Origin of the sequence: Pseudomonas sp. W3I7 (genome assembly GCF_030816095.1) — a bacterium.
Taxonomy (GTDB): Bacteria; Pseudomonadota; Gammaproteobacteria; order Pseudomonadales; family Pseudomonadaceae; genus Aquipseudomonas; species Aquipseudomonas salomonii.
On the sequence record NZ_JAUSXP010000001.1, the window covers coordinates 2528013 to 2546026 of the forward strand.

At 60.2% G+C, this 18014-nt stretch carries 14 protein-coding genes and 2 pseudogenes; 4 read left to right on the forward strand and 12 right to left on the reverse strand.

All coding sequences use genetic code 11. The features are described 5' to 3' along the window. Positions 1-30: 30 nt before the first annotated feature. From QF043_RS11635 to QF043_RS11645, 3 genes are all read right to left on the reverse strand, one after another. The gene (locus tag QF043_RS11635; RefSeq protein ID WP_307418582.1) at positions 31-729 is read right to left on the reverse strand and encodes a GntR family transcriptional regulator; all 699 of its coding nucleotides are present in this window, start codon (positions 727-729) and stop codon (positions 31-33) included. A gap of 17 nt (positions 730-746) precedes the next feature. Further along, a complete protein-coding gene (locus tag QF043_RS11640; protein ID WP_017136644.1) occupies positions 747-1448 on the reverse strand; it encodes a FadR/GntR family transcriptional regulator in 702 nt (233 codons plus the stop codon). A 172-nt stretch (positions 1449-1620) separates the two neighbouring features. Further along, positions 1621-2946 (reverse strand): C4-dicarboxylate transporter DctA, encoded by a 1326-nt coding sequence (locus QF043_RS11645; RefSeq protein ID WP_169986452.1) that lies wholly within the window; start codon positions 2944-2946, stop codon positions 1621-1623. A gap of 217 nt (positions 2947-3163) precedes the next feature. Here QF043_RS11645 and QF043_RS11650 point away from each other — a divergent pair, with 217 nt between their 5' ends. Then, the gene (locus QF043_RS11650) at positions 3164-3793 is read left to right on the forward strand and encodes a DNA-3-methyladenine glycosylase I (RefSeq protein ID WP_307418583.1); all 630 of its coding nucleotides are present in this window, start codon (positions 3164-3166) and stop codon (positions 3791-3793) included. 143 nt (positions 3794-3936) lie between these two features. Here QF043_RS11650 and QF043_RS11655 read toward each other — a convergent pair whose 3' ends face one another. From QF043_RS11655 to QF043_RS11690, 8 genes and pseudogenes are all read right to left on the reverse strand, one after another. Then, entirely contained in the window at positions 3937-4704 is a 768-nt protein-coding gene (locus QF043_RS11655; protein WP_056860254.1) for an SDR family oxidoreductase, read from the reverse strand. Positions 4705-4726: 22 nt separating this feature from the next. Beyond that, positions 4727-5795 (reverse strand): annotated as a pseudogene (locus tag QF043_RS11660) (phosphotransferase family protein). Between the two features lie 130 nt (positions 5796-5925). Beyond that, positions 5926-7818 (reverse strand): pilus assembly protein TadG-related protein, encoded by a 1893-nt coding sequence (locus QF043_RS11665; protein ID WP_307418584.1) that lies wholly within the window; start codon positions 7816-7818, stop codon positions 5926-5928. Positions 7819-7908: 90 nt separating this feature from the next. After that, positions 7909-8859: a 2-hydroxyacid dehydrogenase gene (locus QF043_RS11670; RefSeq protein WP_307418585.1), complete on the reverse strand. Its 951-nt coding sequence runs from the start codon at positions 8857-8859 to the stop codon at positions 7909-7911. 95 nt (positions 8860-8954) lie between these two features. Beyond that, complete coding sequence (locus QF043_RS11675) at positions 8955-9479, reverse strand: cysteine hydrolase family protein (protein ID WP_307418586.1); 525 nt, start codon at positions 9477-9479, stop codon at positions 8955-8957. A gap of 182 nt (positions 9480-9661) precedes the next feature. Further along, positions 9662-10276 carry a TetR/AcrR family transcriptional regulator gene (locus QF043_RS11680; protein ID WP_307418587.1) on the reverse strand — a complete coding sequence of 205 codons (615 nt, stop codon included), beginning with the start codon at positions 10274-10276 and terminating at the stop codon, positions 9662-9664. A 133-nt stretch (positions 10277-10409) separates the two neighbouring features. Continuing rightward, complete coding sequence (locus QF043_RS11685; RefSeq protein ID WP_307421364.1) at positions 10410-10856, reverse strand: hypothetical protein; 447 nt, start codon at positions 10854-10856, stop codon at positions 10410-10412. 57 nt (positions 10857-10913) lie between these two features. After that, positions 10914-11414, reverse strand: a complete 501-nt coding sequence (locus QF043_RS11690) for a DUF4822 domain-containing protein (RefSeq protein WP_307418588.1) — start codon at positions 11412-11414, stop codon at positions 10914-10916. 415 nt (positions 11415-11829) lie between these two features. Here QF043_RS11690 and QF043_RS11695 point away from each other — a divergent pair. The 3 genes and pseudogenes from QF043_RS11695 to QF043_RS11705 all read left to right on the forward strand — a co-directional run bounded on the left by QF043_RS11695 (position 11830) and on the right by QF043_RS11705 (position 15058). Continuing rightward, positions 11830-13108: pseudogene (locus QF043_RS11695) on the forward strand (serine/threonine transporter). Between the two features lie 125 nt (positions 13109-13233). After that, positions 13234-13422 (forward strand): ParB-like protein, encoded by a 189-nt coding sequence (locus QF043_RS11700; RefSeq protein WP_307418589.1) that lies wholly within the window; start codon positions 13234-13236, stop codon positions 13420-13422. Then, complete coding sequence (locus QF043_RS11705) at positions 13412-15058, forward strand: SulP family inorganic anion transporter (RefSeq protein ID WP_307418590.1); 1647 nt, start codon at positions 13412-13414, stop codon at positions 15056-15058. Before QF043_RS11700 ends, QF043_RS11705 begins: the two co-directional genes overlap by 11 nt. A gap of 260 nt (positions 15059-15318) precedes the next feature. Here QF043_RS11705 and acnB read toward each other — a convergent pair whose 3' ends face one another. Further along, positions 15319-17928: a bifunctional aconitate hydratase 2/2-methylisocitrate dehydratase gene (gene acnB / locus QF043_RS11710; protein ID WP_069786358.1), complete on the reverse strand. Its 2610-nt coding sequence runs from the start codon at positions 17926-17928 to the stop codon at positions 15319-15321. Positions 17929-18014 lie beyond the last annotated feature (86 nt).

The following is an 18014-nucleotide window of genomic DNA, read 5'->3' on the forward strand; positions in this document are numbered from 1 at the left end:
GAATGCATTCTGCTGCTTAGCGAGCGCTCGTTATGTCGGGCGTTTCCCAAGCGGGAGTAGTTTGTCCTCCAGGTGATCCAGATGCCGGCTCATCAGGCGTGTCGCGCTGCGCACGTCGCGTTGCTCCACCGCATCGACAATCGCCAGATGCTCCTGCCACGCACAGTAGGTGCAGGCTTTCGCTTCATATTGCGCAATGATCAATGACGTCAACGGCACCAGGCTGTTGAGGAATTGCGCCAACGGTGCGTTGCCTGCCATCTGCGCCAATTGCAGATGAAACTCCCCGGATAATCGAATGGCCGGCCCGCGCTGGTCGCGTTCGATGCAGTCGCGTTCCCGTGCAATCAACTCACGCAGCTGGCGTATCTGCGTGGTGGTCGCTTGGGCGCACGCCAACTGCACCACGGTGATCTCCGTCATCCGTCGTGCTTCCAGGATCTGCCGCGTCTGTTGCGCATCCGGCGCCGCCACCTGGGCACGCTGGTTGGGGCGCAGAATGATCACTTGCTGATGGGACAGCTTGGCCAGCACACGGCGAATCACGCTGCGGCTCACACCAAAGGTTTCGCCCAGGCTCTCTTCGGTAAAACGGCTGGCCGGGGCGATGCGTTGTTCGAGGATGGCGTCGAACAGGCGCGGGTAGATGTCATCCACTGAAAGTTTTTTGCCGCCAACCAGGCGCAGGGCAGGGAGGACGGCATTGCGTTGCAGGGCGTGGGCGCTCATGGTCGGTCTCCAAATAATCAGCTGCCCAGATGGTCGTCCGGGATATTCAAACGAATGCCCATGCGCAGGCCTTCCTGGAGGATGTGCCGGCGCATTTCGGCGCTGGCCAGGGCGCTGTTCTTGTTGCGGATCGCGCGCACCACGGCGTCGTTCTCCTGCAGGCGTTCGGCCAAGTGCTCGGGCGAATTGCGCAGTACCTGGGCGCTTTGCTTGAGGGCGTTGCTGGTCTGCTGCACCACGTTCTGGAAGATCGGGTTGGAGGTCAGCGCGAACAGCTCTTCGTGAAAGCCGATGTAAGCGTTCATACCCGCTTCGGCGTCGCCGGCATCCAGGGCTTCGCGCATGTCCATCAAGGTCAGGCGCAGCTGGCCGACTTCCTTGCTGCTGATGGACTGGGCCACCAGGCCGACAATAAAGGGTTCGAGGGTGTAGCGCAGTTGCAGGATATCTTCGAGGCTGGCGTCGGCCACAGCGTCGCTGGACTGTGGTTCGCTGACGCTGGTTTCCAGCACGACCACGCCTTTGCCGGGCATCGAGCGCACCAGGCCGAGGGTTTCCAGCACGATCACGGCTTCGCGCAGGCTCGGGCGGCTGATGCCCATCTGCTCGGCCAGTTCACGCTGGCCGGGGAGCATGTCGCCCTGGCGCCACTGGCCCCGCTTGAGTGCGGCGCGCAGTTTTTCTACGACTGAATTGACGACGGTTGAAGTGCTGATCACGTCTACGTCTCCTTGGATGTTGCCAATACGATGGTCAAATTAGCGATGATCAACATGTGGGAGCGGGCTTGCTCGCGAATGCGCAGTGTCAGCCAATGGATTTATCAACTGACCCGCCGCTTTCGCGAGCAAGCCCGCTCCCACATTTGATTTATGTCGCTCATTGACTGGGTTAAAACTCCTGATGCGCCGGCAGCACCGGCTTCTTGGCCTGGAAGGCATACCCTTGCTCGCCGTCGAGCACCTTGTTGGCGCGCTGGATATCAATGTCTTTTTCCCAACGGGCGATGGCCACGGTGGCCACGCAGTTGCCGATCAGGTTAGTCAGCGCGCGGCCGATGCCCATGAACCAGTCCACCGCCAGCACCAGCACCAGGCCCACCACCGGAATCGCCGGGATCGCGGTCAGCGTGGCCGCCAAAATCACCAGCGCCGAGCCCGGAATGCCGTGGGCACCTTTGGAGGTGATCAACGACACCAGCAGGATGGTCAGCAAATCAGTCATTGACAGCGGCGTGCCGGTGGCATTGGCGATAAACACAATGGCCAGGGTCAGGTAGATCGAGAAACCGTCGAGGTTGAACGAGTAACCGGTCGGAATCACCAGGCCGACGGTGGAGCTGCCAATGCCCAAGTGCTCGAGTTTACGCATGATCTGCGGCAATACCGCGTCGGAGGAGGCAGTGCCCATCACGATCAGCAGCTCTTCGCGCAGGTACTTGAGCAGCGGCAGCATGCGCAGGCCAGACAAACGCATCACCAGGCCCAGCACCAGCCCGACAAAGGCAAAGCAGGTCAGGTAGAACAAACCCACCAGGCTGCCCAGGTGTTGCAGTGAATCCAGGCCGTAGGTGCTGGTGGTGAAGGCAATGGCGCCGAATACACCGATGGGCGCCAGGCGCACGATCATGCCCATGATGCGAAAGATCACATGGCTAAGTTCGTTGATCAGCCGCGAGATGCCGGAAGCGGCTTCGCCCACCAGGTTCAGCGCGCTGCCGAACAGCACCGAAAACAGCAGCACTTGCAGCACGTTGTTGTCGGCAAAGGCGCCGATCACCGAGTTGGGGATCAGGTCCATCAGGAACTGGCTGGTGCCGCGAATGTGCTGGCCCTTGTCGGCCAGCTCATTGAGACCGGCGGACGACAGTTGCTCCAAGTGAATATTGGCGCCTTGGCCGATACCGGTGCTGAACGCCATGATCAGGCCGATCACCAGGGCGACGGTGGTCAGCACTTCGAAGTAGATCACTGACTTCAAGCCAATGCGCCCGACCTTCTTCAGGTCGCCGGCACCGGAAATACCGCTGACCACCACGCAGAATACGATCAGGCCGATCAGCATTTTGATCAGCTTGATAAAGCCGTCACCCAGGGGTTTGAGTTGCGAGGAGAATTCGGGAAGGGCCAGGCCGCAAATAACGCCTAACATCAGGCCAATCACGACTTGCAGGAAAATCGAACGCGAGCACCATCTGAGCATGGGAGGGATCTCTATTCGGTGCCCTGGTGGTTCCAGGGCTTAATTGTTGTGGTCTTACCGGTATGTCCAGTGCGCGGCCAGTCTACGCCGGGTTTTTTTCAAATCACAAGTAAATATTCGGCGGTTGCCAGGTCCCGGTCTGACCAGTTGGTCGGTAAGGGTGATGCTTGAGCGGTTGGCAGGTAATAATTTTTTTCGCTTATCATCCGCGCCTTGATTGGCGAGGTGACACATGGACAGACCCGGGCTGACCACCGACGCAGCAGGCCAGACGCACTGCACCTGGCGCACTGCCGCACCTGAATATCCGCGTTACCACGACCACGAGTGGGGCGTGCCGGTGGCAGACGATACCCAGCTGTACGAGAAAATTTGCCTGGAAGGTTTTCAGGCGGGCATGGCGTGGATCACCATTTTGCGCAAGCGCGAGCAGTTTCGGTCGGCGTTCGACGGGTTTGATTTTCGCCGCGTTGCGCAATACGGCGAGGCCGATATCGAGCGGCTGATGAACGACCCAGGCATCGTGCGCAACCGCGCGAAGATCGTCTCGACCATCAACAACGCGCGCCGGGCCTGTGAGCTGGTGGACGACACCGGTTCGCTGGCGCGCTGGTTGTGGGCATTTGAACCTATGCCAGAGGAACGCCCGGCGGTGGTAGACATGGCTTACTGGACCGGCAACCCGACGTCACCGGCATCGGTGCGCTTGTCCAAAGCCTTGAAGAAACGCGGCTGGACCTTTGTTGGCCCCACCACGATGTACGCGCTGATGCAGGCGATGGGCATGGTCAATGATCACTTGGAAGGCTGTGTGTGCCGACCGCGCATAGAGGCGCTACGCCAACAGTTCAAGCGCCCCTAAGTGTGTGGCGAGGGAGCTTGCTCCCGTCGGACTGTGCAGCAGTCTCCCGATTTTTGGGGGTGCTTCGCACCCCGGCGCAAGCAAGCTTGCTCGCCACAGTAAGCTTGCTCCCACAGGGTGTTCGCGGGGCCTGGAAGGTCTGGTCAGGACAGGAAACCACCGTCCACATTCAGCGACACACCGGTGGTGTAGCTGGACGCATCGCTGGCCAGGAACAGCACCGCACCGGCCATCTCGCTTGGGTCGGCCACGCGCTTGAGCGGGATCTGCGCCAGGGCCATCTTCAGGATCGAGTCGTTCTTGACCAGCGCCGAGGCGAACTTGGTGTCGGTCAGGCCCGGCAGCAGCGCATTGCAACGGATGCCGAACGCCGCGCACTCCTTGGCAAACACCTTGGTCATGTTGATCACGGCGGCCTTGGTTACCGAGTAGATGCCCTGGAACACGCCCGGGGAGATGCCGTTGATCGAGGCTACGTTGATGATGCTGCCGCCGCCGTTGTCGCGCATCAGCTTGCCGGCTTCCACCGACATGAAGAAGTAGCCGCGAATGTTCACGTCAACGGTCTTCTGAAACGCACCCAGGTCGGTGTCCAGTACGTTGCAGAACTGCGGATTGGTTGCGGCATTGTTGACCAGGATATCCAGGCGACCGAACTGCTCACGGATACCGGCGAACACCTGGGTAATCTGCTCCATTTCACCAATATGGCAGGCCACGGCGGTGGCTTTGCCGCCGGCGGCGATGATCGCATCGGCCACGTGCTGGCAGCCTTCGAGCTTGCGGCTGGAGACGATCACATGCGCACCTTGCTGGGCCAACAGCTTGGCGATGGCTTCACCGATGCCACGGCTGGCGCCGGAAACAAATGCGATTTTGCCGTCGAGGTCGAACAGGTGGGTCTTGGACATGCTGGGTTCCTTGCTCTTGTAGTCAGAGGGCTGATTTAGCGATGACATTCAGGCTCATTTGCTCCAGCAGCTTGTTCATATGGATGAACTGCGCAAAGCGTTTGTCCTGGGTCTGGCCGTGGAAAAAACGGTAGTAGATCTGCTGCACAATGCCGGCCAAACGGAACAGGCCGTAGGTGTAGTAGAAGTCGAAATTGTCGATCTGGATGCCGGAGCGCTCGGCGTAATAGTCGACGAATTGGCGGCGCGTGAGCATGCCCGGCGCGTTACTGGCGCTGGCGGCGCATCAGTTGCACGGGCGCAGGGTCAGCGGCTTCGATCCAGTAGGCGAGGGTGTTGCCCAAGTCCATCAGTGGGTCGCCCAACGTGGTGAGTTCCCAGTCCAGTACGCCGATGATCTGCATCGGGTTGTGCGGGTCGAGGATCACGTTGTCGAAGCGGTAGTCGTTGTGCACGATGCTGGAGGTCGGGTGGTCGGCCGGCATCTTGTCGTTGAGCCAGGCGCGCACGGTTTCCCAGCTGGGTGCGTCGGGCGTCAGGGCTTTTTCGTAGCGGTCGCTCCAGCCACGAATCTGGCGCTCAACATACCCTTCGGGTTTGCCCAGGTCGGCCAGGCCACAGGCGGCGTAATCCACTTGGTGCAGTTCGACGAACTTATCGATAAAGCTTTTGCACAGTGCCTCGGTCTTGGCCGCGTCCAGGCCCAGTTCGGCGGGCAGGTCCGAGCGCAGGATGATGCCGTTGACGCGCTCCATCACGTAGAACTCGGCGCCGATCACCGACTCATCAAGGCAGTGCACATAGGCTTTGGGGCAATACGGGAAGCCGTCCTTGAGCTGATTGAGAATGCGGTATTCGCGGCCCATGTCGTGGGCGGATTTGGCTTTGTGGCCAAACGGCGGGCGGCGCAGCACGAACTCCTGGCCGGGGTATTCCAGCAGGTACGTCAGGTTCGACGCGCCACCGGGGAACTGGCTGATCTTGACCGTGCCGGCAAGGCCCGGAATATGCGCCTTGAGGTAGGGATCGATGAGGCTGGCATCAAGTTCTTCGCCGGGGCGAATCTGGGTCGATTGGTCGTTAAGCGCCATGCTTATCCCTTCTGCTTATTCTAAAGGCCTTGGACTATTGGCTAATCTAATGCGCACCGCCGCCCAGCGACAAGGTCGGGGCGGCTTAATAGGTTAGCGTGTTGGACGATGATCAGCGGGCCTGATGTGCTCAGATCACCAGCATCGCCCGGCCACCGGGGTTGCACGACAGGTTGGCACCGATTTCGACTTTTGCCAGGTCGATGCCCAGGCCGGCGAGCAGGTTGTTGACGATGGGGTCGAGCAGCGGACCGAGCAGCCCGGCAATCAAACCGCCCAGGGTGGTGAGCAAACCGTTGACCACGCCCGTGACCAGGCCCAGCACGGCGCCCAACAGGCTGGCCATTTTGGGCGGGTGGTTGATCAGGTGTATGCCGGTGAGTGTTTCCTTGAGGCTGCTGACCGCGTTCGAACTGGCGAATGCGTAATAGAGCGGTTGCTGGTTGATCGCGGGCGGGTCGGTGTAGGTGTGCGCACGCGCGGTTTTCAATACGTCGCTGTCGACTCGGATGCCCAGGCCGCCCGCCGCAAAGGCCTGCCTGTTGCCGCACACGGCGGTGCCGCGCTTGCAGGTTTTAGTGCCGATATCCACCAGCGGGTACTCGTCTACCTTGAGTGTCTCGGTGGATGAGTACAGGTTCTTGGGGTCCACCTGGCCAATCATCGCGCGCAATGCCGAGGTTTCGCCGAGTACCGACAACGACTTTTTACCGCTGTCGCAACTGTAGCCGGTGACCCTGGCGCTGCCGCCGGCGGCTTCGAGGGCGATGTCGAGGGTGTCGCCGATTTCCAGGCTGGCAACCAGGCAGCAATTGGGATCGAGCAAGCCAAACAGGCCGCCGAGCAGGTCACTGAGCGCTTGCACCACGCCACCCAGCAGGTTGTTGACCAGGGTGACGATCGGCAATTTTACCGAGATCAAGGTGCGCACTTGGGCGGTGCGCACATAGATGGGCTGCCTGGCGATATCTTTGGGGTTGCCGATGCTGGAAACCTGCCCGGGCTCGATCACTTTGGTCGACACGGTCACGCCGAGCAGGCCCAGCACATTGACCGGCAACTCCACGGCAACCGCGCTGGCTTTGTTCGACAGTTGCACAAAACCCTGGATCAGGTTGAACAGTTGCAGGTTCACATCCAATGCAGTTTTGTCGGTGCCATTCTGGATATTGATCAGGTCGCCCAGGTGCAGGATCTGCGTGCCCGGTGCAATCAGCTTGATGGCTTCCAGGTTGTTGATCACCACGTTGACCGCATCACCACCCAGCTTGAGCACATCAATGGCCGCCTGGATCAGTTGGCCGACGGTGGCGTCGGTCTTGAGCAACTGGTCGTAGTTGCCGGCGCTGACTTTCAATTCGATGGCCAGCGCATCCAGGTACTTGAGCAAGCTGATATCGGTATTGAGCAGGCCATTCCAGCCCACTGCGTCCAACTGCAACTTGCCGCCCAGCAGTCCACCGATCAAGGCGTTAAGGGCGACAGACTGGGTGCTGTCTACGGTCAATAAGGTGCTGCGAACCGTGAGCTGGGCAACCGTGGGGGTTGGCGCGGCGGCGACGGCGGTGGCGCTCAGCAGCGTTGTCAGGTTGACGGGCTGGCCCGAGAACAGGGTGAGCACGCCATGGGCAAGGCTGGTGTGCACGCGATGGGTGGCAACCACCCGGATAGCCTCGGTTTTGCTCGGGTCGGCGCTGAACGTGCGCATAAAATCTGCGCCAGTGGCCAGGGTGCCGCAGGCGGTGGCCAGCGTGCGATTGTCGTCGAGGTTGAAGTTGTTGCGCGCCGCGCTTTCAGTTGCAAACTGCGCAGCGTTGTGGGCAGGCGCCGCGCATGTGCCGCTGCGGCTTACCGCCTCCAGCGCTGCGGTGTCGGCCACACGCTGCAATTTGCGCTTCTCCAGGTACAGGCGACCGCTGTCGACCACCAGCAGCAGAAACAGCAGCGCAATACCGAGGGTTAACGCGCCTATCAGGCCGATGGCGCCGCGCTGGCGGGCCGGGCCGAATCCATGGCCAATCATTGTGCGTTCCTTCGCCGGTCCTGCACCGACGTCCTGAGCTTACCCGCAAGCAGTGTAGTCAGGTTTTGCGCCGGCGCTGGCTAATCGCTACTAGTTGCGCGGCGGCAGGGTAACCGGTGTCAGCACCGGGCGGCCGGCGAAGTATTCCACCAGGTTATCGGCCACGCGTTGCACGGTGTCGTGGGCCGCTTCCGGCGACAGGCCAGCGACATGGGAGGTGAGCACGGTATTGCTCAGGCGCTTGAGGGCGTCGGGCACTTTCGGTTCATCGTCGAACACATCCAATGCGGCGCCGCCGATACGGCGTTGTTCCAGCGCAGCCACCAGGTCGGCGGTCGCCACCACGCTGCCACGTCCGATGTTCACCAGGTAACCGTTCGGCCCCAACGCGTCCAGGGCGTGGCGATCAATCAAGTGGCGGGTGCTGGCCCCGCCCGGCGTGGCCAGGATCAGGAAGTCCGAGGTGCGCGCCAGCTCCACGGCGGTTGCGCAGTAGGTGTAGTCCACATCATCGCGGGGCTGGCGGTTGTGGTAACTCACTTCCATGCCAAAACCGAGGGCGGCACGCTTGGCAATCTCCATGCCCACTGCGCCGAGGCCGAGAATGCCCAATTGCTTGCCGCCCAGGGACGGGCGCATCACTTTCGGCCATTCGCTGCGCCGCACCGCCGCGTCAGTCTGGGGAATGCCGCGCACCAGCGCCAACAGCAAGGCCATGGCGTGGTCAGCCACTGACGGCGCGTTCACGCCGGCACCGTTGGTGACCACGATCCCGCGATTGCTTGCCGCTTGCAGATCCACGTGCTCATAACCTGCGCCGATCACGCAGATAATCTCCAGCAACGGCAGCGCCGCGATTTCTTCGGCATACAGCCCCAACGGGCCACGGGTGAGTACCGCCTTGATCTGCGCGCCGTGGGCCTTGATCGCTTGGGCGCGCTCGGCTGGCGTCGGCGCCAGAATCACATGAAAGTCATTGCTCTCGATGATTTGCAGGTATTCGTTGATGGTTTCAACCAGGACCAGAACAGTGGTGGGCATCGGAAGGCTCTTCCTGAAGGGTTTGATAGGAGGAGTATGCGGGATTTGTAAGACGGAGCGATTTGCTCAATCAGAAAAATCCCGCACAGGTGGCGCTAGAACTCAATATCCAGCGCTTTCACCCGCTTCACAAATGCTCCCGCCAAGGTCGCATTGTGATGCTCGATGATCGTTTGGGCCGACAAGGTCGGGGTGTCCATGCAGGTATGGCCGTCCTCGGGCAGCACCACCGAAAACCCAAGCTCCACTGCTACTCGGCACGTGGTGTCGATGCAAAACTGGGTTTTCATGCCGACCACCACCAGTTCGTCAACCTGCGCTGCCGCCAGTTGGTGCGCCAGCTCAGTGCCCAGGAAGCAACTGGGGCGGGTTTTATTGAACAGGTGGTCACGCGCTGCGTCCACATCGAGGCCGTGCCACAGCTGCCAGAGCGGGCTGCCAGCGGCAATCGGCGACCCCGCAGGGCCGGTGTGGCGGGCGACGAAGATGGGGGCGCCGGCGTTGCGGGCGCGCTGGATAAGCTGGTTGATGGTGCCCAGCACGCGCTCGCGCTCGAAGGGGTGTTCCGGCCCGTCGTATAAACCGGTTTGCATATCAATGATCAACAGGGCGTTTGCCATGGTCTTGCTCCTTGCAGTGGCCAGCGGGCGGGGCAATAAAAAGGCCCCGTCCATTACTGGCGGGGCCTTGGGTTGTTGCTGGGTGTCTTTAGCTCTGGCACCCACAGCAACCGCACGACCCGCCATAAGCGGTCGTGGTGGTGGTGCGGGTGAGGCAGGGCTGAATTAAGTTCATGGCCTGATCATGCTGGGGAGGGCACGTGGCTGTCAACGGCGCTGTCCGAGTTCTGCTCTTGCAGCAGGGTGTTTCTTGCAGCCTCAAGGAATTCATCTGACAAACTGCTGCCGCGTGTCGCACGGGCGAGGGTGAGCGCGCCAATCATCATTGCGTACTTGGCGAGCATCGCCTCGCGGTCTTCATCCTGAAGCTGCGCAAAAACCTCCAGTGACTGTTCAACACCCTCAATAAAGGTACGTTGCAACGCGGTGTCAGCGGGCTCATGGCACATGTCCGGGGTGAAGGCCGAGATGGGGCAGCCGTCGCCAGGGTTGTCACGGTGGCGGGTGGAAAAATACGGACGCAGGATGGCGTCACGGGCGGCGCGCACATCATCACTGCGGTTGATTTTTTCCTGCCAGCCCAGGTTCGATTGTTCGAATGCCTTTTGGCACGCCTCCGTCGCCAATGCCTCCTTGGACGCGAAGTGCCCATAGAAACCGCCGTGAGTCAGGCCGGCTGCGGCCATTACGTCCGACAGGCTGATGCCGTGTAAACCGCGCTCACGAAACAGATGCGTGGCAGCCTCCACAATGATTTCGCGGTTGAGTTCTGCTTGTTTGCGGGAGACGCGCGGCATGGCTGGGCACTCAGGATAAAGGCGGGCAGTGCCTGAAAAGTACAGGAATGGATGGGATACTAAAATAGATTTTTTGTGGAATCTATTCTCCAAGGGCTGCCGCGATGTTTGAAGCGCCAGCCCTGGAGCGCTATTACTGGCTCGTTTGTGCCTGCCGTGCCTTGGTTTGCTCTGCTTGGGCAATGGGCATGAAGTCGTAGGTAGGGAAGAATTGCGTTTTGTAGGCACCCCAGGCGGTGTTTTCGATCGCCAGGTTCACTTCTGCCAGGCGCGACGCCGGCAGGCGCAGGACGATAACCTGCCCGATGCCCATGGTTATATTCCAACTCACCACTTCTACACCGGCAGGCGGGAATACTTTGTGAAACTGCTGCTTGGCCAATTGTGCCTTCAACTCACTCAAGGGCCGAGACTGATCATGCTTGAGAAACACCGTTAACATGACGGCGTTATCAGCGGTGGCCGCCACAGTGCTTACGCTGGGGGGAGCGGCGGTGTTGGCAGTGGCTGCTGCGGGCAACAGAGCAACAGTCAACAGCATAGGTATTAACAGAGATGTGAGGGCGTTACATGGCTTCATCTTGGGCACCTTGCAGGCTATGAATTTAAGCGGCGTAGCATCAGGCGTGAGGGCTGACTAGTTCGACAGCGCAGTTTTTATCGGGCCGATATAAGGCGCATGGACGACATAGATTCGAACAGGAGGGTTGTTGGCAATCATGTCGCGAGGTACTTCGCGCGAGTAGGTGAACTCGTTCTTATCCAGTTTTTCCAGTCGCCTGACCACGGTTTTGACCGGTCCCACATCGGGCACCAGAATATGGGTATTTTTGTCGCCTGTGACGAGGAAGTAGCCGCCACCGCCATCGGCGTATTTTGAAAGCCCGGTGTCGGCATAGAAGAACTCATAACGGTTGCGCTGTGGGTCCCACATTGAAATGCCCACCACACCGGGGTAGTTGGCCTTGACGTCCTTATCCGGGGCACCCTCGATATAGACTTTGGTGGTCAACCATTGCGGGGAAGAGGCCAGCGCCTGGATATCCCGTTCAGGCGCGGTTGGCGTTGCGTAACTTTCACTGGATTTAAATAGGCCGATAAGACACAGACCAGTTAATACAATACTGAGTGTTTTCATTCTTGAATTCCTGAGGCTGCTGGTTAAGAGCGCGGCATGATGTTTGTTCGAGGGACGCGGCGATCTTAGTGTGTGCTCTGGCGGCGGCTCAATAGTTATGTATGGTCTTGTAATAGTTAATGGTCTATTCCAGTGGAAATATTATTTAGATGTAGGTTGTGTCTGGTTTAAATGTCGGATGCTTCTTGAAAGTTGCTTCTTTTAACGGATTTTTAGCAACGCCATAACCTCTCGCAGCCCACGAAAGCTGCCGTCCGCCACCCTCCTTGAACGGCTGCGCCGCTCAACCATTCCTCAGCTAAGTCTTTGCTTATTCGAGAGAATCCCGGACAATCCGGCCCCTTCTATGGTCGAGGCGCTGCCTGTCAGGTTTTTCTGACTCGCCCCGGCCGTGTAAATGCGGAGATCCGACCGGATGAATGATCAGGCCAATAGCGTCGACGAACGCTATGCAACGACACCTGCAACCCTCACAAGCTGGAGCCGCCAGGACACCACCTGGATGCTCGGCCTGTTCGGCACCGCCATTGGCGCCGGTACTTTGTTTTTGCCGATCAACGCCGGCCCTGGGCGGCTTCTGGCCCCTGGTGATCCTGGCATTGCTGGCGTTCCCGATGACGTTTTTCGCTCACCGTGGCCTGACGCGTTTCGTGCTGTCCGGCCGTGCCGGCTCCGACATCACCGACGTCGTTGAAGAGCATTTCGGCCTCAAGGCCGGTGCGCTGATCACCTTGCTGTACTTCTTCGCCATCTTCCCGATCCTGCTGATCTACAGCGTGGCCCTGACCAACACCGTCAGCAGTTTCATGGAACACCAACTGCACATCATGCCGCCGCCACGCGCGATCCTGGCCTTTGTGTTGATCCTCGGCTTGCTGGCCGTGGTGCGTTGCGGCGAGCAAGTGATCGTCAAGGCCATGAGCCTGATGGTGTATCCGTTTATCGTTGCCTTGCTGTTCCTGGCGGTGTACCTGGTCCCACACTGGACCGGCGGCATCCTCAGCACTGCCAGCGAAGTGCCGGCGCCGTCCGCGCTGCTCAATACCTTGTGGCTGGCGATTCCGGTGATGGTGTTCTCGTTCAACCATTCGCCGATCATCTCGGCGTTCGCGGTCGACCAGAAACGCCAGTACGGCGCCAATGCCGATGAACGCAGCTCGCAGATCCTGTGCCGCGCGCACCTGTTGATGGTGGTAATGGTGCTGTTCTTCGTGTTCAGCTGCGTGCTGACCCTGTCGCCGGCACAACTGGCCGAAGCGAAAGCGCAGAACCTGTCGATCCTGTCGTACCTGGCCAACCACTTCGACAACCCGACCATCGCCTTCGCTGCACCGTTGATTGCATTCGTGGCGATTGCCAAGTCGTTCCTGGGCCACTACATCGGCGCCAGTGAAGGCCTCAAGGGGCTGGTGTTGAAAACCGGGCGTCGTCCGGCTGCCAAGTCCCTGGACCGCATGACCGCCGCGTTCATGCTGGTGGTGTGCTGGCTGGTCGCCACACTCAACCCGAGCATTCTCGGCATGATTGAAACCCTCGGTGGCCCGATCATCGCGTCGATCCTGTTCCTGATGCCGATGTACGCGATCCGCAAGGTGCCGGCCATGGCCAAGTACCGTGGGCAGGCGTCGAATGTGTTTGTCACCGCTGTAGGCCTGGTCGCGATTACTGCGCTGGTGTATTCGCTGCTGTCCTGATAACCGGCAGCAGGTAGCAAAGCCGATTCGCGCACTGCGTGAGTCGGCTTTTTTTGTGTCCGAAAAAAATCCCGATGGCAATGAGGGCTAAGCTGTCGACGTGTTGGTTCCCTTTGGAGATACCCATGGCTCGGCCCCGCCCGCAACTGGTCACAGGCACACTGGAAAAACTGCACCCGGCACAATTGACGGTCGGCATGGCTGAAGTCGCTGCCAAGCGCGACGCCAGGACCAAACTCAAGCGCAAGGAGCGCGCCGCCGCCCTCGATAAACACGGGTATTTGCCTGGATGGGTTGGGCCGATTGAAAACTGAAACCGCTACGCCCGTTGCCGTACCACCCAATCGTACTCAGGACATCCTTGCGGGGTTATCCATCGCCGGTTTACTGCTACCGGAGGCTGTGGCGTATTCCAGCATCGCTGCGTTGCCGCCGCAGGCGGGTGTTATCGCTTTGTTTGCCGGGCTTGTGTGCTACGGCCTGTTGGGCACCAGCCGATTTGCAATTGTTTCGGCCACGTCTTCTTCGGCGGCGGTATTGGCGGCTGCAACCGCCAGCCTGGCCGGAGATGATCCGGCGCTGAGGCTGTCCCTGGCCTTCGGGCTGGTGTTGATCACGGGCGTGCTGTTTGTGTTGGCCGGTTTGTTCAAGTTGGGCGGTGTGACGTCGTTTATCGCCAAGCCGGTGTTGCGCGGTTTTGCCTTCGGCTTGGCGCTGACCATCATCCTTAAGCAACTGGCGAGTGTGGTGGGCGTACACCTGACTGATAACAACCTGATTCGCTTCCTGCCGCAGTTGCTGGAGCAATTACCGCACTGGAACTGGCCGGCGGCACTGGTTGCCGCGGCAGCATTGGCAGTGTTATGGCTGTGCGCGCGAATCCCGCGCTTGCCGGGCGGCTTGCTCGTGGTGGTCCTGGGGATCGTCGCCGGGCAGTACCTGGGCTTGCAGGCCCAAGGCGTGGCCTTGATCGGCATGATTGATCTGCGTCTGGAGCTGGGGCATTTTCCGCTGCTGCCGTTCGCGGATTGGTTGCGCCTGGGCGAGTTGGCATTTGCCTTGGTCATGATCCTGTATGCGGAGTCCTATGGCTCTATCAGCTCGTTCGCACTTAAACATGGCGACCGGGTGTCATCCAATCGTGACCTGTTGGCGCTGGGCGCGGCGAACCTGGTGTCTGGGTTGTTGCATGGCATGCCCGCCGGCGCAGGCTATTCGGCCACCTCTGCGAATGAGGCAGCCGGCGCCGGTTCGCGCCTGGCGGGCATCGTTGCGGCGTTGGTGGTGCTGGTGATCGTGTTGACGGTGTTGCCGTATGTGGCGTTAACACCGGAGCCGGTGCTCGCCGCCATCGTCATCTACGCGCTGGGCCGCGGTTTGAGCCTGCAACCCTTGGGCCGTTATTTCCTGTGGCGCCGTGACCGTTTGCTGGTGGTGTGCGCGGTGGCGGCGGTCTTGGTGTTGGGCGTGCTGGATGGCTTGCTGGTGTCGGTGGCGATCAGCGTGGTGTTGATGTTGCGCCAGATGTCGTCGGCGGATATTCAAGTGCTGGGGCGCTTGGGCGACAGTCATGACTTTGTTGATCGACAACACCATGCCGATGCGGTGCAAGTGCCTGGGCTGCTGATTGTGCGGCCCAGCGAAGCGCTGTTCTTCGCCAATGCCGAGCGTATCCTGGGCGCGGCGTTGCGCTTGATGCGTCAGTCGCCGGTCGATGCGGTGGTGTTGAGCCTGGAAGAGTCTCCTGACCTTGACGGCACCAGTATCGAGGCGCTGGCGGCGTTTTTCGCGCAGGTGCATGGGGAGGGCAAGCGGCTGGTACTGGCGCGGGTGCGGCACGCGGCGCTGGAAGTACTGCAAGCCTTGCCTGAAGCCGTTGCGCCACAGGTTTTGCTGAGTGCCTTGAGTGTCGATGGCGCGGTGCAGTTGGCGTTGCACACCAGGCCGTGAGTGCAAGTGATTAAACAATGTGGGAGCTCTACAGTGCCTGCAAATCTGCAGCCGACCTCATATTCAAAACTGCCGGCAGTCAACGTGTGCGGGCTTGCTCGCGAATGCAGTGTGTCAGATACAGATAAATTAACTGAACGACTGCTATCGCAGGCAAGCCCGCTCCCACAGTTGTTTTTCGGTGTGACGAATATCGTATTCCAGGCATAAAAAAACGCCGCGCATCTTGCGATGCGCGGCGTTTTTTAAATCACCACATCTTAGGCCTGAATCACCGGGATGTTGGCGCTCGCTGCGATCTTGCGGAACTCGGCGATCTGGTCGAAGTTCAGGTAGCGGTAAACGTCACTGGCCATGGTGTCCAGTTTCGCTGCGTAACCCATGTACTCTTCGACGGTCGGCAGGCGACCCAGCGTGGAGGCAACTGCCGCCAGCTCAGCCGAGGCCAGGTAGACGTTCGCGCCATCACCCAGACGGTTCGGGAAGTTACGGGTCGAAGTCGACACCACCGTCGAGTTCGGCTCTACACGTGCCTGGTTACCCATGCACAGCGAGCAGCCCGGCATTTCCATGCGTGCGCCGGCTTTGCCGTAGATGCCGTAGTAGCCTTCTTCGGTCAGTTGGTGAGCGTCCATCTTGGTCGGCGGCGACAGCCACAGACGGGTTGGCAGCTGGCCCTTGACCTGCTCCAGCAGTTTACCGGCAGCGCGGAAGTGACCGATGTTGGTCATGCACGAACCGATGAACACTTCGTCGATCTTCTCGCCGGCAACGCTGGACAACAGACGGGCATCGTCCGGGTCGTTGGGTGCGCAGAGGATCGGCTCGTTGATTTCGGCCAGGTCGATCTCGATGATTTCGGCGTATTCGGCGTCGGCATCGGCTTCCATCAGCTCCGGGTTGGCAACCCAGGCTTCCATCGCTTGGGCGCGACGTTCCAGGGTGCGTGCATCGCCGTAACCTTCGCCGATCATCCAGCGCAGCAGGGTGATGTTGGAGTTCAGGTACTCGGTGACCGATTCCTTGGACAGCTTGATGGTGCAACCGGCAGCCGAACGTTCAGCCGAGGCGTCGGACAGCTCAAAGGCTTGTTCCAGCGTCAGGTCGTTCAGGCCTTCGATTTCCAGGATGCGGCCGGAGAAGGCGTTCTTCTTGCCTTTCTTCTCTACGGTCAGCAGGCCAGCCTGGATCGCGTAGTAAGGAATGGCATGAACCAGGTCACGCAGGGTGATGCCAGGTTTCATTTTGCCTTTGAAGCGCACCAGGATCGATTCCGGCATGTCCAGTGGCATTACGCCAGTGGCTGCGGCGAACGCGACCAGACCGGAACCGGCCGGGAACGAGATGCCCATCGGGAAACGGGTGTGGGAGTCACCACCGGTGCCGACGGTATCCGGCAGCAGCATACGGTTCAGCCAGCTGTGGATGATGCCGTCGCCTGGACGCAGCGATACACCGCCACGGGTCATGATGAAGTCAGGCAGGGTGTGGTGGGTGGTCACGTCGATCGGCTTGGGGTAAGCCGCGGTATGGCAGAACGACTGCATTACCAGATCGGTCGAGAAGCCCAGGCACGCCAGGTCTTTGAGTTCATCACGGGTCATAGGACCGGTGGTGTCCTGAGAACCCACGGTGGTCATCTTCGGCTCGCAGTAGGTGCCAGGACGAACGCCTTTGCCTTCTGGCAGGCCGCAGGCCTTGCCGACCATTTTCTGGGCCAGGGTGAAGCCTTTGCCAGTGTCGACAGGGGCTTCAGGCAGCTTGAACAGGTCGGTAGGGCCCAGGCCGAGTTCGGCGCGCGCCTTGTCGGTCAGGCCACGGCCGATGATCAGCGGGATACGGCCGCCGGCGCGAACTTCGTCCAACAGCACCGGAGTCTTCATTTCGAAGGTGGTCAGGACTTCGTCGGTGCCGTGTTTGCAGACTTTGCCAGCATGCGGGTACAGGTCGATCACGTCGCCCATGTTCATGTTGGTAACGTCGAATTCGATTGGCAGTGCGCCAGCATCTTCCATGGTGTTGTAGAAGATTGGGGCGATCTTGCTGCCGAAGCAGAAACCGCCGGCGCGCTTGTTCGGCACGTACGGTACGTCGTCGCCGAAGAACCACAATACCGAGTTGGTTGCCGATTTACGCGACGAACCGGTACCGACCACGTCGCCGACGTAGGCAATCGGGAAACCTTGGCCGCGCATCTCTTCGATCTGCTTCATCGGGCCGGTTTTGCCTTGCTCGTCCGGTACGATGCCTTCGCGTGCCATTTTCAGCATGGCCAGGGCGTGCAGCGGGATGTCAGGGCGGGACCAGGCGTCCGGGGCAGGGGACAGGTCGTCGGTGTTGGTTTCGCCGGTGACCTTGAAGACGCGCAGGCTGATCTTGTCGGCCAGGGTCGGGCGGTTGCGGAACCACTCGCCGTCAGCCCAGGACTGGATCACGCCTTTGGCGTGCTCGTTGCCGTTCTTGGCTTTTTCGGCCACGTCGTGGAACGCATCGAACATCAGCAGGGTGTGCTTGAGTTGGGCGGCCGCGACAGGGGCCAGCTCGGCGTCGTCCAGCAGCTCGACCAACGTCACGATGTTGTAGCCACCTTGCATGGTGCCAAGCAGTTCAACCGCGCGTTTCTTGTCGATCAGGGGAGAAGTGACTTCGCCCTTGGCCAGGGCGGACAGGAAGCCGGCCTTGACGTAGGCAGCCTCGTCAACGCCTGGTGGAATACGGTTGGTGATCAGGTCAACGAGAAATTCTTCTTCGCCAGCCGGAGGATTCTTCAGCAGCTCGACCAGGCCTGCGGTTTGTTCGGCGTTAAGCGGCTGGGGAACGATACCCAGTGCTGCGCGCTCTTCGATATGTTTGCGGTAGGCTTCAAGCACAGTTATTACCCTCATCAGTGGTCCCACGGGACGCTCATCCAGAAATGAACGGCACGCATGCGCTCGGGGGCTTTTTGGGCCGCAAA